The organism is Bradyrhizobium sediminis, from assembly GCF_018736105.1.
In the GTDB taxonomy this organism is placed as follows: domain Bacteria; phylum Pseudomonadota; class Alphaproteobacteria; order Rhizobiales; family Xanthobacteraceae; genus Bradyrhizobium.
In genome coordinates, this window is record NZ_CP076135.1 from 737121 (window position 1) to 763397 (window position 26277).

A 26277-nucleotide genomic window follows, 5' to 3' on the forward strand; every position below is an offset into this window, starting at 1 on the left:
TGGAGCACCAGCTCGGCATAACCACGAACATCCGTGGTTATGGGTCCCGGCGTTCGCCGGGACGACAAGTGTTGGATACAGCCGAGCTTACCGCGTCGGCTTCGCCGGTTGCCGGCGGCGGTCGCTGGCCGGCTGGTAGGCGATGCGCGAGTGGTGCGCGCAATAGGGCAGGCTGGTCAGCGCCTTGCCGCCGCAGAAGAAGAATTCCGGGCTCGAGGGATCGCCGACCGGCCAGTGGCAGGTGGCTTCGTTCAATTCCAGCAGCGACAGCCGCTGGCTCATCGGCACCACGTTGTCGTAGGCGATCGGATCCGGCTCCATCTCGACTTCGAAGGCATGGGCCAAGGCGGTATTGCCGCGCGACACCGGACGCGACACCCGCATCATGTGCTGGGCCGGGCGCGCCTTGCGTTGGCGGGGCGCGGCCGAGGTGGAGGGGCTCTTGGCGCGGCCGGACAGGCCGAGCCGGTGGACTTTGCCGATTACCGCATTCCGCGTCACATTTCCAAGTTCCGCGGCGATCTGGCTGGCCGAAAGTCCGGCCTCCCAGAGCTTTTTCAACTGCTCAACGCGATCGTCGGACCAGGTCAATACCGTCATCGCACTCTTCCCTTCGCGTCGCGCCGGCCAGTACGAGGGCGGCGCTGCGATGCCAAATCTCAAAAATCCCTGCCGGCAGAATCCCTTAGCCCTCGCCGGGCGCGAAAACCGCACCCGAACGTGTACGCTGAACACCAACGACTAGAGGATCAGAACCGCCGCAACGAGATGTCGTACCCGACAGCGGAGAAGCTACAATATGGCGTGACTCCCGCGCAAGAGTCAGCGCGGTTGCGTCCACATGTTCCGTCGCCCGGATATCGCCGCACCGCAATCTTACGGGCCATTTTGGCCTTCGCGTGACCGATTGACAGTTATCGCCGCGCGCCTAGAATGCTTCTCACGTGCCGCCCGAAAAGGCGGCACGTTTTGTTTTCCGGGACTTGTTGCGATGCAAATGGCGCCAATGCGCGCATCGTGGCCGGCCTAACCGTCAGTGATCGCCATGACCAAGAGCGCGACGTCGCATCTGCTCCCCGTATTCGCCAGGGTCGACCTCGGTTTCGAGCGTGGCGAGGGCGCGTGGCTGATCGCGACCAACGGCGAGCGTTATCTCGATTTCACCAGCGGCGTCGCGGTCAATGCGCTCGGCCATTGCCATCCGCATCTGGTCGCCGCATTGCAGGAGCAGGCCACAAAACTCTGGCACATGTCGAACCTGTTCAAGAGCCCGGACGGCGACAAGCTTGCCGCGCGGCTGTGCGAAGAGAGCTTTGCCGATTTCGTGTTCTTCTGCAATTCCGGCGCCGAAGCGATGGAATGCGCGATCAAGATCGCGCGCCGTTATCACGCCGCCAAGGGACACCCCGAACGCTATCGCCTCGTCACCTTCGAAGGCGCGTTCCACGGCCGCACGCTGGGGACGCTGGCGGCGACCGGCTCGGCGAAATATCTCGAAGGCTTCGGACCGCCGCTGGATGGCTTCGACCAGGTGCCGCATGGCGATCTCGAAGCGGTGAAGAAGGCGATCGGTCCGCAGACCGCGGGCATCCTGATCGAGCCGGTGCAGGGCGAGGGCGGCGTGCGCACCGCGCCGAATTCATTCTTCAAGGCGCTACGCCAGCTTTGCGACGACAACGGCCTGCTGCTGATCTTCGACGAGGTGCAGACCGGCATGGGCCGTACCGGCGATCTCTTTGCCTATAAGCGCCTCGGCGTGGTGCCCGACGTGATGCCGCTGGCCAAAGCGCTCGGCGGCGGTTTTCCGATCGGCGCCTGTCTCGCGTCCGCGGAGGCCGCCTCCGGCATGACGCCGGGTTCGCACGGCTCGACCTTCGGCGGCAATCCGCTGGCGGTCGCCGCCGCCAACGCGGTGCTCGATGTGATGCTGAAGCCCGGCTTCTTCGAGCACGTGCAGAAGATGTCGCTGCTGCTCAAGCAGAAGCTGGCTTCGGTGGTCGATCGTTATCCCGAGGTGCTCGCGGAAGTTCGCGGCGAAGGCCTCCTGGTCGGCGTCAAGGCGGTAGTGCCCTCGGGCGATCTGGTCACGGCGCTGCGCGACCAGAAACTGCTCACGGTCGGCGCCGGCGACAATGTGGTGCGGTTCCTGGCGCCGCTGATCGTGAGCGAAGCCGAGATCGAGGAATCCGTGAGCCGCCTCGAACGCGCCTGCATCGCGCTGTCGGGCGACCAGTTGAAGAAGGCGGCGGGGTGATGAGCAAGGCCCTTCGTCATTTCCTCGATATCAACGAATTGCCGCCCAAGGAGCTGCGCAACATGCTGGCCGCCAGCGTCGCCATGAAGGCGAAGCTGAAGGCGCATGAGAAATCCAAGAAGCCGCTCGAAGGCAAGACGCTGGCGATGATCTTCGAACGGCCCTCGACCCGCACGCGGGTATCGTTCGACGTCGGCATGCGCCAGCTCGGCGGTGAATCGATCATGCTGACCGGCGCGGAGATGCAGCTCGGCCGCGGCGAGACGATCGCCGACACCGCGCGCGTGCTGTCGCGCTACGTCGACGCCATCATGATCCGCATCCTCAACCACGATGCGCTGCTGGAACTCGCCGCCCACGCCACCGTGCCCGTGATCAACGGGCTGACGCGGCGCTCGCATCCCTGCCAGGTGATGGCGGATCTGATGACCTTCGAGGAGCATCGCGGCCCGATCGAGGGCCGCACCGTGGCCTGGACCGGTGACGACAACAACGTGCTGGCCTCCTGGGCGCATGCGGCGGAGCGCTTCAAGTTCAAGCTCAACGTCGCCACCCCGCCGCAGCTCGCGCCGAACAAGGCGATGAAGGACTGGATCAAGGCGACGCAGGCGCCGATCGTGCTCGGCAGCGACCCGGAAGCCGCCGTGCGCGGCGCCGACTGCGTCGTCACCGACACCTGGGTGTCGATGGGCGACAAGGACGGCGAGCACCGCCACAATGTGCTGAAGCCCTACCAGGTCAACGCCAAGTTGATGTCGCTGGCCAAAAAGGATGCGGTGTTCATGCATTGCCTGCCCGCGCATCGCGGCGACGAGGTCACCGACGAGGTGATCGACGGCCCGCAGTCGGTGGTGTTCGACGAGGCCGAAAACCGCCTGCACGCGCAAAAGGGTATTTTGGCCTGGTGCTTCGATGCGGTGGCGTGAGCGAAAATTAAGCATCGTCGTCCCGGCGAACGCCGGGATCCATACCGCGTGATCTCTCGTTTTCGCGATGTGGTAGACGTTTCGAGCAACGATTAACGGCGGTGGTTATGGTTCCCCGCTTTCGCGGGGACGACAGATTGCCCCCTTTCGTTTTGCCCTCGCCGACCCCAGATAAAGCGCCATGACGTCACAATCCCCCGACATGAAAATCTCCCAGGAAACCCCGATCCGCGCGCCGTCGTCTGTGCCGGTCGACGATGCGGTGCTGCCGTTCGAGGTCGCTTCCCTCGATCTGCGCGGCCGTTTGACCCGGCTCGGCCCCGCGCTCGACGACGTCCTCACCAAGCACGATTATCCGGCCCCGGTCGGCAAGCTGCTCGGCGAGGCGATCGTGCTGGCGACGCTGCTCGGCTCGTCGCTGAAATTCGACGGCCGCTTCATCCTGCAGACCCAGACTGACGGCCCGGTGTCGTTCCTGATCGTGGACTTCCAGGCCCCGGATCGCCTGCGCGCCTATGCGCGCTACGACGCCAAGCGGCTGAAGGAGGGCCAGGATTCCGGCGCGCTGCTCGGCAAGGGCCATCTCGCCATGACCATCGATCAGGGCCCGGACATGAGCCGCTATCAGGGGCTGGTGGCGCTGGATGGCGGCAGCCTCGAAGACGCCGCGCACGAATACTTCCTGCGTTCCGAACAGATACCGACGCGGGTACGTCTCGCCGTCGGCGAGGAATGGCGCGGCGGCGGCGATGGACCGAAGCACCGCTGGCGCGCCGGCGGCGTGCTGCTGCAGTTCCTGCCCAAGGCGCCGGAGCGGGCGCGGCAGGCCGATCTGCATCCGGGCGACGCGCCGGAAGGCGCGGTCACCCACACGGTGGCGGAAGACGACGCCTGGATCGAAGGCCAGTCGCTGATCTCGACGGTGGAGGATATCGAGCTGATCGATCCGGATCTGTCCGGCGAGCGGCTGCTCTATCGTCTGTTCCACGAGCGCGGCGTTCGCGTGTTCGCGCCGCTGTCCTTGCGCGCGCAATGCTCCTGTTCGCGCGACGCGGTGTCGGCGATGCTGAAGAGCTTCGCACCTGACGACCGCGCCGCGATGGTCAAGGACGACAAGGTGTTGGTGACCTGCGAGTTCTGCTCGTCGGTCTACCAGTTCACCCCGCACGAGGCGGGCGTGGAGGAGTAGGGGCGGGCGCGGCCGCGTTCCTCGCCTGCAGTTTGGTGTGGCCGCGGGCGGCCACAGGCCATCGCGCCCCGACAGTACAGAAGCTGAACTAGAGGCTTTCTGCGTTCCGGCTTAGGTTTCGCGCTTCGTCATCGCGGAGATTCCCGCCATGGCGGCGAGCGGGCTGTGCGCGACATGGCAAGCGGCGCCGCCGTGACCCCGACATTTCCGTCTTCGCCCATTTTCGTGCTGGAGCAATCGTGCGCCAAATCAATCCGCCGCAAGCCCGGCTTGCGCCATCCCTCCCCCGTTCCGCGCGCCCGATCGATCGAACGCACGATGACGAAACGCTGAGACGGCTCATTGCGACGATCTATGATGCTGCGCTGATGCCGGCGCTGTGGTCCGATACGCTTGCCCGGATTGGAAGTTTCGTCGGCGGAGACGGCGGCGGGCTTCTCTCCAAGAACATCGTAAGCAAGGACAGCACGCCGTACCATCATTTCGGAGTCGACCTGCAACAGGTGCGGGTCTACGCCGATACGCATTCGAGGCTCGACCCGGTCGCGACCCTGCCATCGTTCGAGGTCGAACAGGTCGTCAGCATTCCCGAACTGGTGCCGGACGACGAGTTTCGCCGCGGACGGTTCTTCCGGGAATGGATGCAGCCGCAGGGCTGGGTGGATGCCGCGAACTGCCTGCTGGAAAAGTCGGGCTCCAATTGCTCGTTCCTGACGATCCTTCGCAGCGAAAGGAACGGCGCGGTCGACGATGTCATGCGCCGGCGGCTGGCGCTGGTGGTGCCGCATATACGCCGCGCGGTGCTGATTGGAAAAGCGATCGATCTCGAGAAGACCAGGGCGGCGGCATTGGCCGATGCGCTCGACGGACTGAGCGCCGGCCTGTTCCTGATCGCGGCCGACGGACGGCTGGTTCACGCCAATTTGGCCGGAAACGGCATGCTGGCCGCCGGAGATCTCCTGCGCGCGATGCACGGTCAGTTGGTGTTCTGCGACAGGAGGGCCGATGCGCTGCTGCAGCAGGCGCTGGCTGTCGCGACTGATGGTGACGCCGGGGCCGGTGTAAGGACCACGGCCCTGCCCCTCGCGGCAGGCGGCGGCGATCGCTATGTCGCTCATCTTCTGCCGCTGACGTCGGGTGTGCGGCGCCGCGCCGGCATTGCCTGCGACGCAACGGCCGCGGTGTTCGTTCGCAAGGCGGCGCTGGTATGCCCGTCTTCGCCGGATGTCATTGCCGACGCCTTCAATCTGACGCCGGCCGAGTTGCGGGTACTGCTCGCCGTCGTCGAGGTCGGCGGCATTCCCCGGATTGCCACGGTGCTGGGCGTCGCCGACTCCACGGTCAAGACCCATGTCGGCCGTTTGTTTGACAAGACCGGCACCAGCCGGCAGGCCGACCTCGTCAAGCTCGTCGCGGGATACAGTTCCTTTCTGGTCAACTGATTTCGATCGGGAGTCCTGAACGACGCAGCCGCTTCCGCGCAGGTGTGGACGCGGCTGCATTGGGGCTGTTGCAAGGCTTTCGCCTGGTCCAGCGGCCTTTTCCTAGTGCGGAAAATCCCGGTGGCGCCGAGGCGCCGGGGGAGTGCGCCCCCCTGCCGAGCCACCCATGCCCGTACCGCCATCGGCGCCAACGCCCTTGCTGGCGCCGGGTTTGACGCCAAACGCGTCGCTGCTGCCGGTGCTGACTGGGCGGGGTCCGGTGTTGTCGCGCGCGAACGCGGCACCCGCGACCATGATGAAAGCCGCGGCCAGCGGGGCCGCGAGACGGAATGTCGTCCGGTGATTCTTCAGCATGTCGGTCTCCTGTCTGGTTGGTCGCTCTGATTTCGGCCGACTGACCGAGTTGTCGGAACAGGGAAGGGGATCCGTGAACCGGGTGCGATGTTGACGGCAAAGCCGACGAGCCGCGTCCGCCGTTCAGTGGACGCGGCCCGCATCACGCATCCCCATAGTCCGCCGCATTCATCGAGCGAGCGGAGAGCGTTTGCTCGTCAACAAAGGAGAAGAGAAATGCGCATTTCTGACATCATCGCCGCCGCATCGAGACCGGCTGCCTCAGCCGCCGTGGCCGCCGTTCTGATCGCATCGATGGCCGCGCCGGCTTCCGCCAAGGTATCGCGCTGCGATGTGTCGTGGGTGTCCTGCACCAATACCGCCGCCAAATGCTACAACTCCACGAAATGCTATCAAAGATGCGACCAGAAGTACCGCATCTGCAGCAAGTGAGCTGGGCGCGCCGCCGCTATGGCGGCGGCGTGTTCCTGCTCGATCGCCTCGTCGGCGCGAGCCGGCATCTGGCGCGGATTAACGCACGGGTGTGGCGAGCGCCGTGCCTCCGCCCCTAGTTCAACACCCGCTTGCTGTCGGGGCTGTCGAGCGAAAACGCCGGCACGTCGATCTCGAATTTCTCGCCGTTCTCGCTGACCATCTGGTAATGGCCGCTCATGAAGCCCGAGGCGGTCGGCAGCGGCACGCCGGAGGTGTATTCGAAGCGCTCGCCGGGCGCCAGCACCGGCTGCTCGCCGACCACGCCTTCGCCGCGGACTTCCTGCTTGCGTCCCGCCGCGTCGGTGATGATCCAGTGCCGGGTCCGCAACTGCACGGTCTCTTCGCCGGTATTGGTGATGACGATGGTGTAGGACCAGAAATATTGGCGATTTTCGGCCGACGAGCGCTCGGGGAGGAAGTTCGGCTCGACGGTAACCTCGATCTGGCGGGTAACGGCGCGGTACATGCGAACAATCCAGAATCCTTGAGGCCCATCATACCGAAAAGTCCCGACGGAACCAACCTCCGGGCGCCGTCCCGGCAGCCATGCAATTGTAATTCCAACCGCGGTTTCAACAAAGTTCCGGCCTAAAGCGCATTCCGCGCGCCCGACGGCCGTCGCAACTTGCCCGCAATTGGCGGGCCGGTACTATCTTTCGTGTCGGACCGGCGCTTAAAGTCCACGTCCCGAGACGGTGCCAGAGATGTCCATTGCCAATCGAATTGCCGGATCACCGCTGGCGGGCGCCGCTGCAGCCGGCGCGCGGGACGCGGCGCCGGCGATCGCCATCCCGGCCGGCGCAGAGCGGGAATTGCGGCTCGATCTGTTTCGCGGCATCGCGCTGTGGCTGATCTTCATCGACCATCTGCCGCCCAACATCCTGACCTGGTTCACGATCCGCAACTACGGATTCAGCGACGCCACCGAAATCTTCATCTTCATCTCCGGCTATACCGCGGCGTTCGTCTACGGCCGCGCCATGCTCGAGGCCGGCCCCGTGATCGCCACCGCGCGCATCATGCGGCGGGTCTGGCAGATCTACGTCGCGCATGTATTCCTGTTCACGATCTTCCTGGCGGAAATTTCCTACGTCGCCACCAATTTCAACAACCCGCTGTATACGGAAGAAATGGGGATCATGGACTTCCTCAAGCAGCCGGACGTCACCATCGTCCAGGCGCTGCTGCTCCGATTCCGGCCCGTCAACATGGACGTGCTGCCGCTCTATATCGTGCTGATGCTGTTCCTGCCGCTGATCCTGTGGCTGATGAAGTGGCGGGCCGACATCACGCTGGCGCTGTCGGTCGCGCTCTATGCGGCGACCTGGCACTACGACCTCTATCTGTCGGCCTATCCGAACGGCTTCTGGGCCTTCAATCCGTTCGCCTGGCAGTTGCTGTTCGTGTTCGGCGCCTGGTGCGCGCTGGGCGGCGCCCGGCGGATGTCGCGGATTCTCTCCTCGCCGGTCACGATGTGGATCTGTGCGGCCTATCTGCTGGCGGCGTTCTTCGTCACGCTGACCTGGTACGTGCCGCAGTTGAACCATCTGATGCCGAAGCGCATCGAGCAGTGGATGTACCCGATCAACAAGACCGATCTGGACGTGCTGAGGTTCGCGCACTTCCTGGCGCTGGCGGCGATCACCGTGCGCTTCCTGCCGAAGGACTGGCCGGGATTGAAGTCGCCATGGCTGCGGCCGCTGATCCTGTGCGGGCAGCATTCGCTGGAGATTTTCTGCCTCGGCGTGTTCCTCGCCTTCGCCGGGCATTTCGTGCTGGCCGAAATCTCCGGTGGAGCCGGGCTGCATTTCGTCATCAGCGTCTCCGGAATCCTCATCATGTCCGGGATGGCGTGGATCATTTCGTGGTACAAGCATTCTGCCGACAAGGGTGCATCGCGGAAAAAGGGCGACGTCGGCAACGCCGATATGGCGGGAGGGGGTTGATGAAGTCCAACCCGGTGACCATCCTGGGCTTGATCGTGTTTGCCGGCTTGCTGGCCGCGGTTCCCGCACGTGCCGACGATGCCCCGGCCCCGGCCAACTGCGAGGTTCCGGCCTACCTGCTCACCACCGAGAGCCCGCTGTCCAGGGTCGAGGACGCCATCAACCACCGTAAGCTGGATATTCTGGTGGTCGGCAGCCGGTCGTCGACCATCAACGCATCCGAGGCCAGCGCCTATCCCGGCCGGCTGCAGGCGATGCTGCAGGAGCAGCTGCCGAAAGTCGCGGTCAGCGTCTCCGTAGAACTACAGATCAAGAAGACCGCCGAAGAAGTAGCCGGCGGTCTCGTCAAGCTGGTGGAAGCAAAAAAGCCTACTTTGGTGATCTGGCAGACCGGAACCTACGATGCTATGCGATCGATTGATCCCGATGATTTTCGCAGCGCCGTCGGCGAGGGCGTTGCTGCGCTGCAAAATGCCGGGGCCGACGTGGTTTTGATGAATTTGCAATACAGCCCGCGCACCGAGACGATGATTTCCGCGCCGCCGTACCTAGATAATATGCGCGTGGTGGCGCAGCAGTACGACGTTCCGTTGTTCGACCGCTTCGCCATCATGCATCACTGGAACGACTCCGGGGATTTCGACCTGTTCAGCACGACGCGCGGTCTCGACCTTGCCAAGCGCGTGCACGATTGCCTCGGTCGCGCACTGTCGAAATTCGTGATCGAGGCGGCGCATGTGAACCCGGCGCAGCAGAATTGAGGATCCAGCGTTGATGACGTCAACGAGTTGCTACCGCCCTTTTTGCCATTTGGCATTTCTGGCCGCGCCGGCCGTTGCGGCGCTCATACTGCTGGCGCCAGGCTCGATGGCGCCCGCGCGGGCGCAAGCCGCCCAGGCTGCCCATCCAGATACTGCCAAACCGCCGCAGCAAAAAAGCCTCACTTCCAAGGCGATCGACAAGGTCAAGGAAGTCGCGAAATCGGCTAGCGACATCTTCAACCGCGTTCCCTGCCTGCCGCCGAAGGGCGGCGCCAGAAAGATGGGCTCGTTGCCGCATGTCGCGGGCAAGCTCGCCGCCGGCGAGCCGGTGGTGATCATCGCGTTCGGCTCGTCCTCGACCTCAGGCTACGGCTCGACCTCGCCCGAATTCACCTATCCCAACCGGCTGGCGGCGCAGCTGCGCCGGCAATATCCGACCGCCGACATCACCGTGGTCAATCGCGGCCAGGGCGGTGAAGACGCGCCCGAAATGATGAAACGGCTGCAGACCGCGGTGCTCGACATGAAGCCGGACCTGGTGATCTGGCAGGTCGGCACCAACGCGGTGCTGCGCAACCTCGATCCCACCGAGACCATCAAGCTGGTCGAGGAAGGCGTCGCGCGGATTCAGGCGGCCGGCGCCGATCTGGTGCTGGTCGATCCGCAATATTCGCCGGCGGTCAACGAACGCGCGGAAAGCGCAGGCAAGATGATCAAGCTGCTCAACGGGGTGGCCGAGCTGCGTCACGTCGGCATCTTCCCGCGCTTCGAAGTGATGCGCGAGTGGCACGAAAAGCAGTCGATCCCGATGGACAATTTCGTCATCGCCGACGGCCTGCATATGAGCGACTGGGGCTACGCCTGCTTCGCACAGCTGCTCGGCGACGACATCATCAAGTCGGTCGGCCAGATCAAGCTCGGCGTCAACGTGCCGTCCAACGTGCAGACCTACCGGCCGATGTGAGGGAGTGGGCGGATAGGGAGTAGCGAATAGCGAATAGGGGTGGTTCTACTCGCTACTCGCCATTCGCTCCCTTCACGCCATCTCCAGCGCGGCCACAAGATCCTCGATCAGGTCGTCGCGATGTTCGAGCCCGGCCGAGAAACGAATGAAGCCCTCGCTGATCCCGAGTTCGGCGCGCGCCTCCGGCGTCAGCCGCTGATGCGTGGTGGTCGCGGGATGGGTGACGAGGCTCTTGGCGTCGCCGAGATTGTTGGAGATCCGCGAAATCTTCAGCGCGTTGAGGGTGCGGAACGCCGCCGCCTTGCCGCCCTTGACCTCGAAGCCGACCAGCGTCGATCCGGCGCGCATCTGCTTCTTCACCAGAGCGGCCTGCGGATGATCGGAGCGGCCGGGATAGATCAGCCGCGAGATCTTCGGATGCTGCGCCAGCACGTCCGCCACGGCTGCGGCGGTTTCGGTCTGGGCGCGGACGCGGACCGCCAGCGTCTCCAGCCCCTTCAGCAGCACCCAGGCGTTGAACGGCGACATCGACGGGCCGGTCTGGCGCATGAAGTTGTGGATGTGCTCGGCGATGAACGCTTCCGACGACAGGATGATGCCGCCGAGGCAGCGGCCCTGGCCGTCGATGTGCTTGGTCGCGGAATAGACCACGACGTCGGCGCCGAGCGTCAGCGGGCTCTGCCAGATCGGCGTCGCAAACACATTGTCGACGATCAGCCGCGCGCCGCCGGCATGCGCGATCTCGGCGATCGCCGAGATGTCGAGCACGTCGAGCGTCGGATTGGTCGGGCTCTCCAGGAAGCAGGTTCGGGTGTTCGGCCGCATCGCCTTCTTCCACTGGTCGAGATCGAGGCCGTCGACCAGCGTGGACGAGATGCCGTAGCGCGGCAGCAGGTCTTCCACCACATAGCGGCAGGAACCGAACATCGCCTTCGCCGCCACCACGTGATCGCCGGCCTTCAGCGGCGCGAGGACGGCCGTGGTCACCGCGGCCATGCCGGTGGCGGTGGCGCGCGCCGCTTCGGCGCCTTCGAGCTCGATCATGCGGCGCTCGAACATCGAGATGTTGGGGTTGGAAAAGCGCGAATAGAGAAAGCCGGGATCCTCGCCCTTGAACCGCGCCTCGCATTGCTCGGCGCTGTCGTAGATGAAGCCCTGGGTCAGGAACAGCGCTTCCGAGGTTTCGCCGAATTGCGAGCGCAGGGCTCCGGAATGGACCAGCCGGGTTTCGGGGCGGTAGCGGGCGGTGGATTTAGTCTCAGACATGTGACCTCCATCGTGACCACCCATGAAAATGGTCACAAAAAAACCGGCCTGGAAAAATTCCACAGGCCGGGATCACACTGTCCCCGGCCTGTTTAGCGACTTATTTAACGTGGCTGCAAGCCGGCCGGCTCAAATCACCACGGGATAAGTCATGCTGATATTCGCTTGCGCCCTTTCAGTCAAGGCGGCCATCGGATAACCGGTAAAAGTCCGTATTTTCAGCGTCTGGATGGCGGCAGCCCGCCATCCCTTAGGACCCCACCCGTGACCTTCGCGCTTCCGCCCGACGCCAATGGCATTCTGCCCGACCGCATGATCGCGGCAATGGCGGATGCCGGCCTGATCCTGCCGGCCTATCCCTTTGTCGAAAGCCAGATCCAGCCGGCGAGCCTCGATTTGCGGCTCGGCGACGTCGCCTACCGGGTGCGCGCCAGCTTCCTGCCGGGACCGGGCGCCACGGTGGCCGAGCGCATCGACGAATTGAAGCTGCACGAGATCGATCTGACGGACGGCGCGGTGCTGGAGACCAACTGCGTCTACATCGTGCCGCTCTTGGAAAGTCTCGCGCTGCCGCCGCAAATCGTCGCCGCCGCCAATCCGAAAAGCTCGACCGGGCGGCTCGACGTGTTCACCCGCGTGATCGCGGACGGCACCCGGCGCTTCGACATGATCGGTGCCGGCTATCACGGCCCGCTTTATGCCGAGATCAGCCCGAAGACATTTCCGGTGCTGCTGCGGGAAGGCTCGCGGCTGAGCCAGGTCCGCTTCCGCACCGGCGACGCCATCCTCAATGCCGATGAACTCGAGGCGCTGCATGACGCGGAGCGGCTGGTCGACGTCGACGACGCCGATCTCGTCAACGGCGTGGCGCTGAGCGTCGACCTGTCAGGCGAGAATGCCAATGGTTTTGTCGGCTACCGCGCCAAGCGTCACACCGGCGTGGTCGATATCGACCGCCGCGGCGGCTATGCGGTCGGTGAGTTCTGGGAGCCGATCGCGGCGCGGCCCGACGGCAGTCTCATTCTCGATCCCGGCGAGTTCTACATTCTGGCATCGAAAGAGGCGGTGCAGGTGCCGCCGGATTACGCCGCCGAAATGGTGCCGTTCGATCCGCTGGTCGGCGAATTCCGCGTGCATTATGCCGGGTTCTTCGATCCCGGCTTTGGCTATGCCGGCGCCGGCGGGCAGGGCTCGCGCGCGGTGCTGGAAGTGCGCTCGCGCGAGGTGCCGTTCATCCTCGAGCACGGCCAGATCGTCGGCCGGCTGGTGTACGAGAAAATGCTGGCGCGGCCCGACGCCATGTACGGCCAGCGCATCGGCTCGAACTATCAGGCCCAGGGCCTGAAGCTGTCGAAGCATTTTCGGGTGTAGGCATAAAGCGGCCCGCCCGCCGGTGCGCAGAGTAACTGCAATCTCTTAATATTGATTCAGATCATTGCCGAAAGCGCGTCGGTCCGGAAAGCTATCAAGTGGTAATATGCGCTCGCCAGAAGGTTTGATGGCGCCGGGTGAATCGACGTCCACGGCTTTGAGAAGGGCTGATATCCATGAAGCAAGTGGCAAGCCCCGCGGCAAAGATGAATCTGATCCCGGCGGTAGCGTTGCCGCCGGTCGAGGAAAGCGTCGGCAGTGAAGCCTTCCGCGCCATCGACCGGATGCGCGAAGCGCTTACCGCCCAGGCGACGGGAGGGCTGTCGCCGGCGTCGCTGGCTCTTGCCTACTTCGATTGGTTCATTCATCTCGCGTCGGCTCCCGGAAAACGCCTGGAACTGATCGACAAGGCGTCAAGGAAAGCGGCTCGTCTGCTGGCTCATTGCGCAGCGGCGGCACGCAATCCCGATGTGCCGCCGTGCATCGAGCCGTTGCCGGGCGATTACCGGTTCAGCGCCGAGGAATGGCGCAAGCAACCGTATAATTTCCTGGCCCAGGCTTTCCTGCTCAATCAGCAATGGTGGCACAACGTCACCCGCGAAGTGCCCGGCGTCACGCCGCATCATCAAGACGTGGTGTCTTTCGCCGCGCGTCAGTTCCTCGACATGTTCTCGCCGTCGAACTTCCCGTTCACCAACCCCGAAGTGATGAAGAAGACCATCGAGACCGGCGGGGCCAATTTCGTCCGCGGGTTCCAGAACTGGGTGGAGGATGTCAGCCGGCTCGTCTCCAGGCAGTCCCCGGTGGGCACCGAGGATTTCCAGGTTGGCAGCAACGTTGCCGTCACGCCGGGAAAGGTCGTTTACCGGAACCACCTGATCGAGCTGATTCAATATGCGCCGTCGACGGAGACGGTGATGGCCGAGCCGGTGCTGATCGTGCCGGCCTGGATCATGAAATACTACATCCTCGACCTGTCGCCGCAGAATTCGCTGGTCCGCTACCTGGTCGGACAGGGCCACACCGTGTTCTGCATCTCCTGGCGCAATCCAGGCGCCGAAGATCGCGATCTCACCATGGACGATTACCGGCATAGCGGCGTCATGGCCGCGCTGGCGGCCGTCAGCGCCATCGTTCCCGGGCGCAAGATCCATGCGGCCGGATATTGCCTCGGCGGAACGCTGCTGTCGATCGCCGCCGCCGCCATGGCGCGCGCCGGTGACGACCGCCTGGCGACGGTTACGCTGTTCGCAGCCCAGATCGACTTCACCGAGCCCGGCGAACTAGCCCTCTTCATCGATCACAGCCAGATGCATTTTCTGCAGAGCCTGATGTGGAACAAGGGCTACCTCTCCGCCGATCAGATGGCGGGCTCCTTCGAGCTGCTGCGCACCAACGACCTGATCTGGTCGCGGCTCGTGCACGACTACCTGATGGGCGAGCGGACGCCGATGACCGATCTGATGGCGTGGAACGCGGACTCCACCCGCATGCCTTACAGGATGCATGCCGAGTATCTGCAGCGGCTCTATCTCGACAACGAACTCGCGGCCGGCAACCTCATGGTCGACGGACACGCGGCAGCGCTCCAGAACATCCGCGCGCCGATGTTCGTCGTCGGAACCGAACGCGACCATGTGGCGCCATGGCGGTCGGTCTACAAGATCCACTATCACACCGACACCGACGTCACCTTCGTGCTCACGAGCGGCGGCCACAACGCCGGCATCGTCAGCGAGCCCGGCCATCAGCACCGGCATTTCCGCATCGCTTTGCGGCGTGCCGACGATATTTGTCTCGACCCGGACGAATGGGCTGTCGCGGCGCTATCGAAACAGGGCTCCTGGTGGGAGGACTGGGCCAATTGGCTCGCCGGCCATTCCGCGCCGGAACGCGTGCCGCCGCCTGCCATGGGCGCCGCCGGAAAAGGCTTTGCGCCGATCGCGGATGCGCCAGGCACCTACGTCTTTCAGCGGTGAACGACGGGCCGCACCACGACAAGGCCCGAGATCAGACGGAATGCGAACGACCGGCTTCCGCTGCTCCGGGCAAGAACGAACTCTCTGATGGTGTGACTGCAATCCTCTGATATTGATTCAGATCATCGCCGAAAGCGTGCCCCTTTGGGAAGCTAGGTGTACGCGAGCGAACGCCGCCGCAGAAAGTCTGAAGATGAGCCGTCTGCATAGCGAGAACCACCTTGTCGAGCGCATCGGCTGGCTGCGGGCGGCGGTGCTCGGCGCCAACGATGGAATCATCTCAACTGCCAGCCTGGTGCTGGGCGTGGCGTCGGCGGCTGCTTCCCGGAATGATATCTTGTTGACCGGCGTTGCCGGGCTGGTCGCCGGCGCGATGTCGATGGCGGCCGGCGAATATGTTTCGGTCAGTTCGCAGTCCGATACCGAGCATGCCGACCTCGCGCGCGAGAAGCGGGAGTTGGCGGATGATCCCGTGTTCGAGCGGGAAGAACTGGCTCGGCTCTATGTCGCGCGCGGCGTCGAGGCCGATCTCGCCCGCGAGGTGGCGCAGCAATTGATGGCGAAGGACGCCCTCGCCGCGCATGCGCGGGAAGAACTCGGCATTTCCGAGATCACGACCGCGCGTCCGGTGCAGGCGGCGCTGGCATCGGCCGCGACTTTTTCCGTAGGGGCCGCGGCGCCGCTCGCGCTCGTCCTGGTTTCGCCATCCAGTGTCTTGATCCCGGTCGTATCGGCGGGATCGTTACTGTTCCTTGCCCTGCTCGGCGCGATCGGTGCGAAGGCCGGAGGCGCTGGCCTGCTGAAGCCGACCCTGCGCGTGACGTTCTGGGGGGCTTTCGCGATGGCGCTGACGGCCGGAATCGGCGCCGTATTCGGCAAGGTGGTCTGAACGCCGGTTGGGCTCGCTTGCGACAAGCGCCAATGCCCCGATGCACATCGCTGCCATCAACTTTTCGCGCATGGCGGCTCCCCGCATATCGCAGCTATAGTGCCGCAAGGCGGCCGCCGTTCGCGGCGGCCAAGGCGTGGCGTAGGCTTGCGGTAACAAGGGTTCAACAAGGGTTCGGGGATGGCGATGACCGAGGCGACCGATAGCGCGCGCGAGGCGCAATGGCTGAAATGGCGCAGCGTCGCCGATCTCTATCACGCTTATTTCACCGGCCTCATTCTGACCGTGGTGACGCGGCGCGGCACGGCGGATGCCGCGGAATTCGTGTTCCGGGTATTTCGCCGCCAGCAGCAGGAGCGCTTCCTGCCCGGCCTGGAAAAACTCGGCCTCAGCCATCTGCCGCCGGCGGTGGCGGCGGCGCAGTATCACTATCTCTCCAACTGGATCGGCGGCGTCCATGTCGAATACATGTACGAGACCGATCGCAAGGCCTGGATCCGCTATCCGCCGCCGCGCTGGATCTGGCGCGGCACCGCGATCTGCGGCGTGCCCGGCGAAGTGTCGCGGGCGATGCTGCGCGGCTGGCACGCCAACAATGGCGTCGCACTCGGCAACCTGAAGCTCGGCTTCGTCTGCACCAAGCAGAGCGTCGACGGCCAGGACGGGCTGGAAGGCTATTACTGCGAATACGACCACCCGCTCGAGATCGATGCGCGGCTCAAGTTCGCGCGTCATCTCGAAGCACCCTTGTTCGATCCCGCCGGCGCGCCGGCCTTGCCGGTTGCGAGCTGGCCGAAGCCGCGGCTCGAAAAAGCCTATCGCAACTACGCTATGGAATATGTGAAGACCGCAGCACCGGTCCTGGTGCAGGTGTTCGGGCCCGAAGACGCCGGCTACCTGCTGCATCTGACCGGCAGACTGATCGGCATGCAGTATTTCGACGAGATTGCGCGCAGCTTCGCGGCGAACCGGGGATCCGCCAGGGAGTTCGCGGTTTTCCTGCACACGTTGCTGGAGGCGCAGGACGATACCGCCGGCATTGACGATTCCGGTGGCGTCTTCGAAATCCGGCAGCAGAGCTGGAAGCTGATGGCCGATGTCGGCGACTATCACCCGGCCTGCGCAAAAGTCCTCGAAGGATTGTTCGAGGGGCTTGCCGCCGGCTGCGGGCGTCACATTCCCGTGCATTTGAAACCGGCGACAGGCGGCAATCCGCCCTTCGTCTGGTCGATCGGCTGATCGAACCGACGTTCCCCCGCATAGCGACGTCGACTTGATTTGCGCAGGCGGCCCATGCGCCTGACGCACATGGAATCGCGCCGGATCGGTGCTAGGAAACGGCCAGCACGGCAACCAGATCGGGCTGGGGCGCGAACGCGGCGCGGGAGAAGAAATGTCCGATATCGGTGTCGCCGAAATCCCCGTAGACGACGACGAACGCCCGCTTCCGCCGCCAGAAGCGCCGGTGAAGAACGCGCTGGTCGAGGGGCCGATCCTGCGCACGCTGTTGTGGCTGGCGTGGCCGAACGTGATCGCGCTCTCGGCCGGCACCTGCGTGGTGATCGCGGAAACCTCCTATATCGGCCGGCTCGGCGTCGAATCGCTGGCGGCGATGGCGCTGGTGTTCCCGTTCGTGATCCTGACCATGACCATGTCGGGCGGCGCGATGGGTGGCGGCGTGGCGTCGGCGATCGCGCGTGCGCTCGGCGCCGGCGACGTCGACCGCGCATCGACGCTGGCGGCGCATGCGCTGTTGATCGGCCTCTGCCTCGGACTGGCGTTCATGCTGGGCATGCTGATCTTCGGACCGACGCTGCTGGAACTGCTCGGCGGCCGCGGCAACGTGCTGGCTTACGCCGTCGGCTATGTGCAGATCTTTTTCGGCGGCGCCGTGGTGCCCTGGCTGATGAACACGTTCGCGGGAATCCTGCGCGGCACCGGCAACATGAAGCTGCCGTCGCTGCTGATGCTGTCTTCCGCCACCTGCCAGATCATTCTCGGCGGCACGCTCGGCCTCGGCCTCGGACCGATCCCGTCATTCGGCATGCGCGGCGTTGCCGCCGGGTCGCTGGTCGCCTACGTGATCAGCCTATCCGTGATGGCATGGTACGTCTTTTCCGGCCGGGCGCGCGTGATTCCCAAGATCAGGGGCCTTCGCATTCGCTGGCCGATGTTTTTCGATATCCTGAAGGTCGGCGCCGTCTCCTGTTTCTCGCCGCTGCAGTCGGTGCTCACCGTCACCATCTTCACCCACATGCTGGCGCAGTTCGGCACCGAAATCCTGGCCGGCTATGGCGTCGGCGCCCGGCTCGAATTCATGCTGACCTCGATCGCGTTTGCGGTCGGCATCGCCTCGGTGCCGATGGTCGGGATGGCGATCGGCGCGCGGCGGGTGGCGCGGGCGCGGCGGATCGCCTGGACCGCGGGCTGTGTCGCGTTCCTGTCGGTCGGCCTGGTCGCCACCGTGATCGCGATCTATCCCGATCTCTGGGTCAGCATCTTCACCAGGGACGAGAGCGTGCGCGCCGCCAGCCGGCAATACCTGTCGACCGCAGCGCCGATGTACGCCTTCCTCGGGCTGTCGATCTCGATGTATTTTTCCTCGCAGGGCGCGGCGAAAGTGCTGGGCCCGGTCTTGGCGCAAACCGCGCGGCTGGTGTTCGTCGCCGGCGGCGGCTGGTGGCTGTCGATGCATGCTGCGACCGCCGCGAACTTCTTCGCGTTGGCGGCGGCTTCCATGGTGGTGCTCGGCGTGCTGTCCGCCGCGAGCGTCGTCTTAACGCGATGGGGACCGAAGGGCGCTCCAGTTGCGGAAGTCCGCCCTGCACTGTCCTGAACGACACGCGTCAAATCAATGCCGCCGCCGGTGACGGCGGTGACCGCCGCCGACATTGGCCATCCGCATCAGCTGCGGAATCATGCCCATCATGTCGCCGCCGCCGGCGCCACCGAGCATGCCCATGATGTTGCCGCCGCCCATGCCCGCAAAGTCGCCGCCGCCCATGCCGATCCCGTAGCTGTCGGGCGCATAGCCCGCGCCGCCGCCGAACCCGACCGGGATTCCGCCGAGCCCGCCGCCGCCTTCCATCATCTGGCTCATCATCGGGCCCATGGTCTGCATCATCATGCCGAAGCGGCGCTTGCCCATCTTCGCCTTCATCATTTCCAGCATCGGTGCCATCTGGGTCATCATGTCGCCGCCTCCGCCGCCAAAGCCCGCAAGCTGGGCCTTCGCCGGCATCGTCGTCAGCGTAAACAACAGCAGCAGCGTGGCTGCCTGGCACACCACCTTGTCAGCTCCAGTCATGAATCCGCTCCCTGTGCGCAAGCCCCGCGAGGGCGCGGCGCAAACCGGACGCACGGGGCGAGGCTAGGAGCGGGCGGGGGGCGCTTCTGTGGGAAAGATCACGGAAGCGGTCATGCCGCGCGTCGGTTGAGGGCCTTCTGCACGGCCTGCGCGCCGAGATCCATCTGGCCGTCGACATAAGGCGCGACGGCGTTCGGCAGGACATCGACGATCCAGATCAGCCGGCTGCGCGCCTCGCCGTCGGCGACGACCTGCACCGAGGCGCTGTAATGGCTCACCCGCTCGTTGGCGATCGCATAGACCAGCCGCCGGCGCGACTCGTCGCAATCGACCAGCACTTCGCGCGCGACATTGCCGTTGGCAAAGGTCACGATCCGCGCATCGCCGTCGAGCCGCGAATCGATCACGAAGCCCGGCGCCAGCCGCGTATGCACCGCGCCGAAATCGCGCACCGCGGACCAGACGTCGTCGGGATGGGCGTCGAGGGGGATGTCTTTGTGGATGGAAGCCATGGGGGTGGTCTTTCTTACTGTGAGGGTTGGAGAGACCTCATCCTGAGGAGCGCGCTCTTGCGCGCGTCTCGAAGGATGGCTGCGAGTTCATACCTTACCCCCATCCTTCGAGACGCCATGCTGTGCATGGCTCCTCAGGATGAGGGTAGTGCGTACGGCAAGGCTCAGCTCTACGTGCAAACCGCCTCGACATTGTTGCCGTCGGGGTCGATCAGGAACGCGGCGTAGTAGCTCGGGCCGTAGTCGGCGCGCGGGCCAGCGCCGCCGTTGTCGCGGCCGCCGGCCTTGATGCCCTCGCTGTGGAATTTCTCGATGGCGGCGTGGTCGGGCGCGCGGAAGGCGACATGGGCGCCGCCATTGGCCGGCCCCTTGTGCAGATGCAGCCACAGCGCCGGCTGGCCCTTGGGCCCGAAGCCCGCATAGGAATCATCGCGCGAGCACAGCACATAGCCGAGCGGCGCCAGTGCGGCGGTGTAGAAATTCACGCTGCTGTCGAGGCTCTTAACTCTCAATCCGATGTGGTCGTACATGGCGGTCTCCGGTTTCAGGCGCGTTCGAACAACGCGCGGTTCGGAGAGGAGCCTAGTCAGTGCAGGGCGAGGCGTTCTTGGAAAATCTTGCGCATCCCGCGCGAGGCCTCACGGAACCGGCGCGGCGAGACGCCGGCGGCGCGGTGGAAGGTGCGGACGAAGTTGGAGAGGTCGCCGAAACCGACGTCATAGGCGACGTCGGTGACGGAGATCCCGTCGTCGGCCAGAAGGCGCGCGGCGTGGCGCAGCCGCGAGCGCACCAGATATTGGTGCGGGGTGACGCCGAGCACGCCCGAGAACAGCCGCAGGAAATGGAACGGGCTGATATCGGCTTGCGCCGCAGCCTGTTCGAGATCGATCTCCCGGTGCGAATGCGCGTCGATCCACAATGCGGTTTCCACCGCGCGGCGGCGATCCTTCGCTGCCGCCGCCATCGGCTTTTGCGCCCGCCCGGAAACCATCTCGACGAACCGGCTGGCGAACAGCTGGCCGACCTCGTCGAGCCCGATATCGCTGCGGCCATCGGCTGCGGCCTGCGCCAGTTCGCCCAGCACCATCAATTCGGGCAGCGGCGGCATGGCGCCGACCTGCCAGATCCCGGCGCGGTCGCCGATCGCTTCCACCAGTTCGGGCGAGAGGAAGAACGACAGGCACTCGTCGCCGCAGACATGGTCGTGGGTGCACATGTATTCGCCGCCGGGATGGCCGACCAGCACCGACCCCGCCACCAGTTCGAAGGTCTGGCCGCGGCTGCGGCAGCCGAAACTGCCCTTGCGGACATAGGACACCGAATGGCAGCGATGCTGCTCCAGATACGGCTTGTCGCCCGGCGCAGCGGTGCAGCGGAAGTCGAATACGGAGATGCAGTCGCGCTGAAAAAGCGGTATTGCCGTCATGCGGCGATTTTAGCCCTGCAGGCGCGGCGGGGCAACGGGCAGCAGCACGTCGAACAGCGTCTTGCTGCTGATGCCGCCGCGCGCGCCCTCGATCGAAAGCAGCGTGCGCTTTGAGATACTGCCGCCATTCGCTGACATCTTGTCGGCATAGCTGCCGGCTTCGAGGACGCGGTGGCAGGGCACGATGATCACGAAGGGGTTACGGGCCAGCGCCTGCGCCACCGAGTGCACGGCGCCGGCCGCGCCGAGCCGTGTGGCGATCTCGGCATAGGTGCGGGTTTCGCCGCGCGGGATCGCCTGCGTCAGCTGGTAGACCCGCTGGTTGAAGGCGTGGATGCCGGTCGTATCGAGGGTGACGTCGGAAAAATCGGCAAGGCCGCCGCGCAGCAGCGTCACGATGCCCTCGATCGCGATTTCGACGTTCGGCGGCGGGCGCTGTTCGCGGGCGTCGGGGTAGATATGATACAGTCGCCGCCTTGTTTCGATCTCGCGCGCCTCGGGCAGCTGCACGCCGACGATGCCGGCCATGCCCCATGCGATGCCGCAACGGCCGATCATCGTATCGAAAATGGTGTACCCACGCCCCGCCATACGCAACCCACCCTGGCAGGGATCATAGCACCGTCACAAAAGCCTGCACCTGGAAAATTCGGGTTCAGTTAAGGGGGGCGAGGGGGCCGTTTCGAACCCGCTTGGCGGACCGCGCGGTCTCGGCTATTGAGAGGGGCAAGCGACCGCGGGCGTAGTTCAATGGTAGAACGGCAGCTTCCCAAGCTGCATACGAGGGTTCGATTCCCTTCGCCCGCTCCATCCTGCTTCGCGCCAGGGCGCTTCGCAGGACTTTAATTTTTCGGCAGCGCGAAGCAGGATGCCCTTCGAAGCTTTAGCGGAGAAGGGCGACCTGGCAAAAAATTCAGGCCCCCTTGTCGGACTCCCGTCCCCCCGTTCGTCCTCCGGGCGAGCCACGCAAAAGGGGCCGAGCTGATTTTCGTTTATGTGCCCATTGCTGATCTCGCCGGCGCTGCGGCCCTGGAGATCAGGCACGACGGACGCCGGCTCAACTGAACCCGACCGACAAGGACATCCCTATGACTTCCATCACCCCGTTTCTCTGGCTTGATAACAATGTCCCAGAGGCTGTCGCCTTCTACAAATCGGTGTTTCCCAATGCGAAGGTCGAAACCGTCAACGACTTCATGGCGAGCTTCGAGCTCGAGGGGCAGAAGTTCAACGCCCTCAACGGTGGCCCAAAATACAGGTTCAACGAGGCGGTCTCGTTCTTCATCAGCGTCGAGACCCAGGAAGAGGTGGACTACTTCTGGAACAAACTGATCGCCGACGGCGGCGAGGAATCGAGATGCGGATGGCTCAAGGACAAGTTCGGTCTGTCCTGGCAGGTGGTCCCCAAGGCGCTGGGCCGCTACCTGAGCGATCCCGATCGCACAAAGGCGGATCGCGCCATGCAGGCGATGATGAAGATGCAAAAGATCGTCATCGCCGATCTCGACAAGGCCTATGCCGGCTGATGCCCGAAGCGCGTTTGGTTCCCTTCGCCTGCAGCCTAGTATTTCCTCCCATTCACGCCTATATCTGGGTGGTCGCAAGACGATGGCGCTGAAACTCAGAGCGGACTGCGGGCAGACCCGGGGGCAGTACCCGGCGCCTCCACCTTAGCAGCTTGAGCTTAAAGGTCTCATTTCGGTGAGATCGATTCCGTCGCAAGGCGGAATTCCTAAGCTGTTAAGGCGGGGGCGAAACAGGATCGATGGTCGCGAAGAAGCTCTGAATTGTTCCCGGCATGATACCGCCGTTATCGGGTCAAAAACCTAAATGCAAACGATAACGTTGCATTGAACGAAGTGCGCCTCGCGGCGTAACCTGTTCGGGGTTGGTCCACCTGGCAACAGAACGGCCATCGCCGCGTCAGCCCTCGGGCTGGCGCGGCTTTATTTTGTGCCAGGCTTTCGCGTCTGCGCGTTGCCTTCAACTTGGGCCGTCGCCGTGCTAGACAACGGCATGCGGCAACAGGGAGGTGAACGTTGACCGAGGCGATCGCTTCCACCGACCAGTCCCGCAACGGCCTCCTGAAGGTCGCCGCCTTCGGCGCGCTGTCGGGCGTTCTCACGCCACTGCTGCCGCCGTTGATCGACAAGCTCAACGGTGCGCCCGGCGATTTCAGGATCGCGCTGGTCGCGGTGCCGTTCGCCGTGCTGGTCTGCATTCTGGTGCGGCGCTGCTCGGCAAACCCGTGGTGGGCGGCGCTGGCGGCGGCCATCATCACCATGGTCGCCTTCGTCTGCGCGGTGAACGCCGCGATCTTCATCGACGGGCAGGCCAATGGCCTGGCGAAGGCATCGAGAAATATCCTGGCCGGCCTGACCGGCGGCTTGGTCGGCGCCGGCGTGATGGCGCTCGGGATAGCTCTGCTGCCGTCCGGTCCGCGCGCCGCCGCGGCGTGGCTGCCGATGCTGATATCAGGCACCGTCACCGGCGCGCTGCTGGCGCTCGACAACGCGCTCGACCTCGACCTCACCTCGGTGCTGTTTCCGGTCTGGCAGGCATGCGTCGCGGTCGGGCTGACGACGGCCCTGCAACGGGCGAAATTGTCCTGACCGGTTTTCCGCCGATCCACCTCCCGTTCAGGCCAGCAAGGTTTCGATGTCGCAGCCGCTCTTGTTCCAGCCGATCACGCTCCGCGGCGTCACCGCCAGGAATCGCATCCTGATCTCGCCGATGTGCCAGTACTCGGCGGCCGACGGGCTCGCCAGCGACTGGCATCTCGTGCATCTCGGCAAGTTCGCGCAGGGAGGCGCCGGCATCGTCATGACCGAGGCCGCCGCGGTCACGGCCGAGGGCCGCATCACCCATGGCGACGTCGGGCTGTGGCACGACGGCCAGATCGCGCCGCTGGAGCGGATCGCCACCTTCCTGCGCGACAATGGCGCGGTGCCGGCGATTCAGCTGGCGCATGCCGGGCGCAAGGCCAGCATGCAGCGGCCGTGGTACGGCAACGCGGCGCTCAACGCCGATGACCACGCGCGCGGCGACCTGCCGTGGCGGGTGGTGGCGCCGAGCGCGATTGCGATGGACGAGGGCTGGCTGACGCCGGATGCGCTCGATCTCGACGAGCTTGCGAGCCTGCGCGAGCACTGGCGGCTCGCCACCCTGCGCGCGGTCGAGGCCGGGTTCGACCTGCTCGAAGTGCACTGCGCCCATGGCTATCTGCTGCACGAATTCCTGTCGCCGCTGTCGAACCGCCGGCCCGACGGCTACGGCGGCGACCGGCAGGGCCGGATGCGCTATCCGCTCGAGATCATCGAGACCGTGCGCGCGGCATGGCCCGCCGACAAGCCGCTGTCGGTGCGGATCTCGTCGGTCGACGGCGTCGAAGGCGGGCTCGAACTCGCAGACCAGATCGCGTTTGCGATCGAGGCCAGGGCGCGCGGCGCCGACCTGATCGACTGCTCCTCCGGCGGGTTGCTGGGTTCGGCGACCGCGGCGCGGATTCCGCGCGGCTACGGTTTTCAGGTGCCCTATGCCGATGAAATCCGGAAATCCGCCGGCATCGCCACCATCGCGGTCGGCCTGATCCTGCATCCGGAGCAGGCCGAACAAATCCTGGCGAACGGTCAGGCGGACCTGATCGCGGTCGGCCGCGAAGCGCTGTTCGATCCGAACTGGCCGCTGCACGCGCAACTCGCGCTCACCGAACCCGGCGGCGAAGTGTTCGAATCCTGGCCGCAGCAATATGGCTGGTGGCTGGAGCGCCGCGAGCCCGGCCTGCGCAGGCTCGGCGGCCCGCCCCTGCCGTTCCGCAAGGGCTGAGCGCGTGACCGCCCCGGATGAGCGGGGCGTCGCATGGCCATGCGTCACGCGCCGGGCGGGACCTGATCGAGAAAGCCGGTGATGCTGCGGATGCGTCCGTTGCTGACGACGGCGTAATCCGTGCCCTTGATCGGGCTGTCGGCGCCATCGGGGCCGAGGCCCCAGGAGAATCGGACATGGTCGCCGAAGCCGTTGGGCTGGCCCAGCAGCTTGAATTTGAAATCCGGAAAGCGCTGCTGCACGCCTGATATCAGCGCGTCGACGCCGTCGTGACCATCGACTGACATCAGCGGGTCGACATATTTCGCATCGCTGGCCCAATGCTGGCTGAGGATCTCGCGCCGGCGGCTTGGAGTCCGCTCGTTCCACAGATCGATGTAGCGGCTGGCAATTGCATTTACGTCGGTCATCTTCGTCTCCCTTCGATGTCGCCGGATTGATCGGCTGATCGACTATCGAAGGTTCGCGCGGTCGAATCGATTACCTCCGAGGTCATCGATTTCGATGGAGGGGTTTTGGCGGCCGCGCAATTGCTATGGCGCGACCGTCAGCTTCGCCTTCATGTTGGGATGGAAGCGGCAGTAATACTCTATCGTGCCCGCCTTCTTCAGAACCGAGGTGACGGTCTTCTTCGGCGGCATCGCGATATCCCAGTCGCCGTTCCGCGCCGTGGCGGTATGGGCGAAGATATCCTTGTTGATCCAGTCGATGGTGTCGCCGACCTTGGCGGTAGCCTCGGCCGGCGAGATCACCAGATTATCCATCGTGATTTGAATGGTCGCGGCCTGCGCCGAGACGGACATTCCCGCCATCAGCGCGGCCAGAATCGGAAGAATCCATCTCGGCGTCATGGTTGCTCCTTACTTCAGCGCCGCGGCGACGTGCTCGGCATGCTGCTGGTGGCCCTGGAAGATTTTCAGGCCGGTCTGCAGCAGGCTCTTCAGTTCCGCATTGCTGGCGTTCGGAATCAGCAGCGTCTCCAGCGCGCCGTTGACCGCCTTGTGATAGGCGACTTCGTTGGCGGCATAGGCCTTGTCGAATTCCGCGCCCTTCAGTCTGTCGAGTTCGGCGAGCTTGTCGGCGGCCTGCTTCGACAACGCCTTGCTGGTATCGTTGTCTTCCGGCGTGACCTTGAGCTTCTTCACCAGATCCAGCGCCTGCTTGTTGACGGCCTCGTGGTCGCGGACCATGTCGGCGGCGAAGGCCTTGATGTCCTTGTTGCTGCCTTTGGTCATCGCCTGTTTCGCCGCCGCGATGTCGATAACGCCCGCGGTGTAGGCGATATGCGCGATCTGTGGATCGGTCGGCTTGGCCGCGCCTTGCGCAAGGGCCGCACTGCCGAGCAGGCTCACCGCGGCGATCGCCGCGCTCAATCGAACGAACATGGTTGTA

28 protein-coding genes, 1 tRNA gene, 1 other RNA gene and 1 riboswitch are annotated in these 26277 nt (G+C 64.8%); of the genes, 18 read left to right on the forward strand and 12 right to left on the reverse strand.

What is annotated here, in order from left to right; genetic code table 11:
* Positions 1–87: 87 nt before the first annotated feature.
* On the reverse strand, positions 88–600 hold the full coding sequence (locus KMZ68_RS03535; RefSeq protein ID WP_215604706.1) for a GcrA family cell cycle regulator: 513 nt from the start codon (positions 598–600) through the stop codon (positions 88–90).
* Between the two features lie 445 nt (positions 601–1045).
* Between KMZ68_RS03535 and KMZ68_RS03540 the strand changes: the two genes are divergently transcribed.
* From KMZ68_RS03540 to KMZ68_RS03555, 4 genes are all read left to right on the forward strand, one after another.
* Positions 1046–2254 (forward strand): aspartate aminotransferase family protein, encoded by a 1209-nt coding sequence (locus KMZ68_RS03540; RefSeq protein WP_215614518.1) that lies wholly within the window; start codon positions 1046–1048, stop codon positions 2252–2254.
* A complete protein-coding gene (gene argF / locus KMZ68_RS03545; protein ID WP_215614519.1) occupies positions 2254–3180 on the forward strand; it encodes an ornithine carbamoyltransferase in 927 nt (308 codons plus the stop codon). Before KMZ68_RS03540 ends, argF begins: the two co-directional genes overlap by 1 nt.
* 181 nt (positions 3181–3361) lie before the next feature.
* Positions 3362–4369 (forward strand): Hsp33 family molecular chaperone, encoded by a 1008-nt coding sequence (locus KMZ68_RS03550; RefSeq protein ID WP_215614520.1) that lies wholly within the window; start codon positions 3362–3364, stop codon positions 4367–4369.
* 239 nt (positions 4370–4608) lie between these two features.
* A complete protein-coding gene (locus KMZ68_RS03555; protein ID WP_215614521.1) occupies positions 4609–5811 on the forward strand; it encodes a helix-turn-helix transcriptional regulator in 1203 nt (400 codons plus the stop codon).
* A gap of 102 nt (positions 5812–5913) precedes the next feature.
* On the opposite strand, the gene KMZ68_RS03560 is transcribed toward KMZ68_RS03555, so the two are convergent.
* Entirely contained in the window at positions 5914–6165 is a 252-nt protein-coding gene (locus KMZ68_RS03560) for a hypothetical protein (protein ID WP_215614522.1), read from the reverse strand.
* Between the two features lie 216 nt (positions 6166–6381).
* Between KMZ68_RS03560 and KMZ68_RS03565 the strand changes: the two genes are divergently transcribed.
* Entirely contained in the window at positions 6382–6597 is a 216-nt protein-coding gene (locus KMZ68_RS03565) for a hypothetical protein (protein WP_215614523.1), read from the forward strand.
* Positions 6598–6712: 115 nt separating this feature from the next.
* Here the strand turns inward: KMZ68_RS03565 and apaG are convergent, their stop codons facing one another.
* Positions 6713–7105, reverse strand: a complete 393-nt coding sequence (gene apaG / locus KMZ68_RS03570) for a Co2+/Mg2+ efflux protein ApaG (protein ID WP_215614524.1) — start codon at positions 7103–7105, stop codon at positions 6713–6715.
* 238 nt (positions 7106–7343) lie between these two features.
* On the opposite strand from apaG, the gene KMZ68_RS03575 reads away from it, so the two are divergent.
* The 3 genes from KMZ68_RS03575 to KMZ68_RS03585 are packed head-to-tail and all read left to right on the forward strand — an operon-like array spanning position 7344 to position 10310.
* Complete coding sequence (locus tag KMZ68_RS03575; RefSeq protein WP_215614525.1) at positions 7344–8585, forward strand: OpgC domain-containing protein; 1242 nt, start codon at positions 7344–7346, stop codon at positions 8583–8585.
* Positions 8585–9346, forward strand: coding sequence for an SGNH/GDSL hydrolase family protein (locus KMZ68_RS03580; protein WP_215614526.1), 762 nt, complete (start codon positions 8585–8587; stop codon positions 9344–9346). The genes KMZ68_RS03575 and KMZ68_RS03580 overlap by 1 nt, the downstream gene beginning before the upstream one ends.
* Before the next feature lie 13 nt (positions 9347–9359).
* The gene (locus KMZ68_RS03585) at positions 9360–10310 is read left to right on the forward strand and encodes an SGNH/GDSL hydrolase family protein (protein WP_215614527.1); all 951 of its coding nucleotides are present in this window, start codon (positions 9360–9362) and stop codon (positions 10308–10310) included.
* Positions 10311–10382: 72 nt separating this feature from the next.
* Here KMZ68_RS03585 and KMZ68_RS03590 read toward each other — a convergent pair whose 3' ends face one another.
* Positions 10383–11576: an O-succinylhomoserine sulfhydrylase gene (locus KMZ68_RS03590; protein WP_215614528.1), complete on the reverse strand. Its 1194-nt coding sequence runs from the start codon at positions 11574–11576 to the stop codon at positions 10383–10385.
* A 71-nt stretch (positions 11577–11647) separates the two neighbouring features.
* Positions 11648–11727, reverse strand: a riboswitch (SAM riboswitch).
* Positions 11728–11888: 161 nt separating this feature from the next.
* On the opposite strand from KMZ68_RS03590, the gene KMZ68_RS03595 reads away from it, so the two are divergent.
* The 5 genes from KMZ68_RS03595 to KMZ68_RS03615 all read left to right on the forward strand — a co-directional run bounded on the left by KMZ68_RS03595 (position 11889) and on the right by KMZ68_RS03615 (position 18651).
* The gene (locus KMZ68_RS03595; protein ID WP_371741459.1) at positions 11889–12947 is read left to right on the forward strand and encodes a 2'-deoxycytidine 5'-triphosphate deaminase; all 1059 of its coding nucleotides are present in this window, start codon (positions 11889–11891) and stop codon (positions 12945–12947) included.
* 176 nt (positions 12948–13123) lie between these two features.
* Positions 13124–14926: a PHA/PHB synthase family protein gene (locus KMZ68_RS03600; protein WP_215614530.1), complete on the forward strand. Its 1803-nt coding sequence runs from the start codon at positions 13124–13126 to the stop codon at positions 14924–14926.
* Positions 14927–15119: 193 nt separating this feature from the next.
* Positions 15120–15815: a VIT1/CCC1 transporter family protein gene (locus KMZ68_RS03605; RefSeq protein WP_215616178.1), complete on the forward strand. Its 696-nt coding sequence runs from the start codon at positions 15120–15122 to the stop codon at positions 15813–15815.
* A 186-nt stretch (positions 15816–16001) separates the two neighbouring features.
* A complete protein-coding gene (locus KMZ68_RS03610) occupies positions 16002–17054 on the forward strand; it encodes a hypothetical protein (protein ID WP_215614531.1) in 1053 nt (350 codons plus the stop codon).
* Between the two features lie 154 nt (positions 17055–17208).
* Entirely contained in the window at positions 17209–18651 is a 1443-nt protein-coding gene (locus KMZ68_RS03615; protein ID WP_215614532.1) for an MATE family efflux transporter, read from the forward strand.
* A gap of 15 nt (positions 18652–18666) precedes the next feature.
* Here the strand turns inward: KMZ68_RS03615 and KMZ68_RS03620 are convergent, their stop codons facing one another.
* From KMZ68_RS03620 to KMZ68_RS03640, 5 genes are all read right to left on the reverse strand, one after another.
* A complete protein-coding gene (locus KMZ68_RS03620; RefSeq protein ID WP_215614533.1) occupies positions 18667–19122 on the reverse strand; it encodes a hypothetical protein in 456 nt (151 codons plus the stop codon).
* Positions 19123–19232: 110 nt separating this feature from the next.
* Positions 19233–19634, reverse strand: coding sequence for an SRPBCC family protein (locus tag KMZ68_RS03625; RefSeq protein ID WP_215614534.1), 402 nt, complete (start codon positions 19632–19634; stop codon positions 19233–19235).
* Positions 19635–19804: 170 nt separating this feature from the next.
* On the reverse strand, positions 19805–20164 hold the full coding sequence (locus KMZ68_RS03630; RefSeq protein WP_215614535.1) for a VOC family protein: 360 nt from the start codon (positions 20162–20164) through the stop codon (positions 19805–19807).
* Between the two features lie 56 nt (positions 20165–20220).
* The gene (locus tag KMZ68_RS03635; protein ID WP_215614536.1) at positions 20221–21060 is read right to left on the reverse strand and encodes a helix-turn-helix transcriptional regulator; all 840 of its coding nucleotides are present in this window, start codon (positions 21058–21060) and stop codon (positions 20221–20223) included.
* A gap of 9 nt (positions 21061–21069) precedes the next feature.
* The gene (locus KMZ68_RS03640) at positions 21070–21651 is read right to left on the reverse strand and encodes a methylated-DNA--[protein]-cysteine S-methyltransferase (protein ID WP_215614537.1); all 582 of its coding nucleotides are present in this window, start codon (positions 21649–21651) and stop codon (positions 21070–21072) included.
* A gap of 145 nt (positions 21652–21796) precedes the next feature.
* Here KMZ68_RS03640 and KMZ68_RS03645 point away from each other — a divergent pair.
* From KMZ68_RS03645 to KMZ68_RS03665, 5 genes are all read left to right on the forward strand, one after another.
* Positions 21797–21870, forward strand: a tRNA-Gly gene (locus KMZ68_RS03645).
* 278 nt (positions 21871–22148) lie between these two features.
* The gene (locus tag KMZ68_RS03650; RefSeq protein ID WP_215614538.1) at positions 22149–22586 is read left to right on the forward strand and encodes a VOC family protein; all 438 of its coding nucleotides are present in this window, start codon (positions 22149–22151) and stop codon (positions 22584–22586) included.
* 32 nt (positions 22587–22618) lie between these two features.
* Positions 22619–22980, forward strand: a transfer-messenger RNA (tmRNA) gene (gene ssrA / locus KMZ68_RS03655).
* Positions 22981–23099: 119 nt separating this feature from the next.
* The gene (locus KMZ68_RS03660) at positions 23100–23672 is read left to right on the forward strand and encodes a hypothetical protein (protein ID WP_215614539.1); all 573 of its coding nucleotides are present in this window, start codon (positions 23100–23102) and stop codon (positions 23670–23672) included.
* A gap of 46 nt (positions 23673–23718) precedes the next feature.
* A complete protein-coding gene (locus KMZ68_RS03665; RefSeq protein ID WP_215614540.1) occupies positions 23719–24885 on the forward strand; it encodes an NADH:flavin oxidoreductase/NADH oxidase in 1167 nt (388 codons plus the stop codon).
* A gap of 44 nt (positions 24886–24929) precedes the next feature.
* On the opposite strand, the gene KMZ68_RS03670 is transcribed toward KMZ68_RS03665, so the two are convergent.
* The 3 genes from KMZ68_RS03670 to KMZ68_RS03680 form a co-directional block, all read right to left on the reverse strand.
* Complete coding sequence (locus tag KMZ68_RS03670; protein WP_215614541.1) at positions 24930–25295, reverse strand: nuclear transport factor 2 family protein; 366 nt, start codon at positions 25293–25295, stop codon at positions 24930–24932.
* Between the two features lie 123 nt (positions 25296–25418).
* A complete protein-coding gene (locus KMZ68_RS03675) occupies positions 25419–25736 on the reverse strand; it encodes a cupredoxin domain-containing protein (RefSeq protein WP_215614542.1) in 318 nt (105 codons plus the stop codon).
* A gap of 9 nt (positions 25737–25745) precedes the next feature.
* Entirely contained in the window at positions 25746–26270 is a 525-nt protein-coding gene (locus KMZ68_RS03680; RefSeq protein WP_215614543.1) for a DUF4142 domain-containing protein, read from the reverse strand.
* Between the last annotated feature and the right edge of the window lie 7 nt (positions 26271–26277).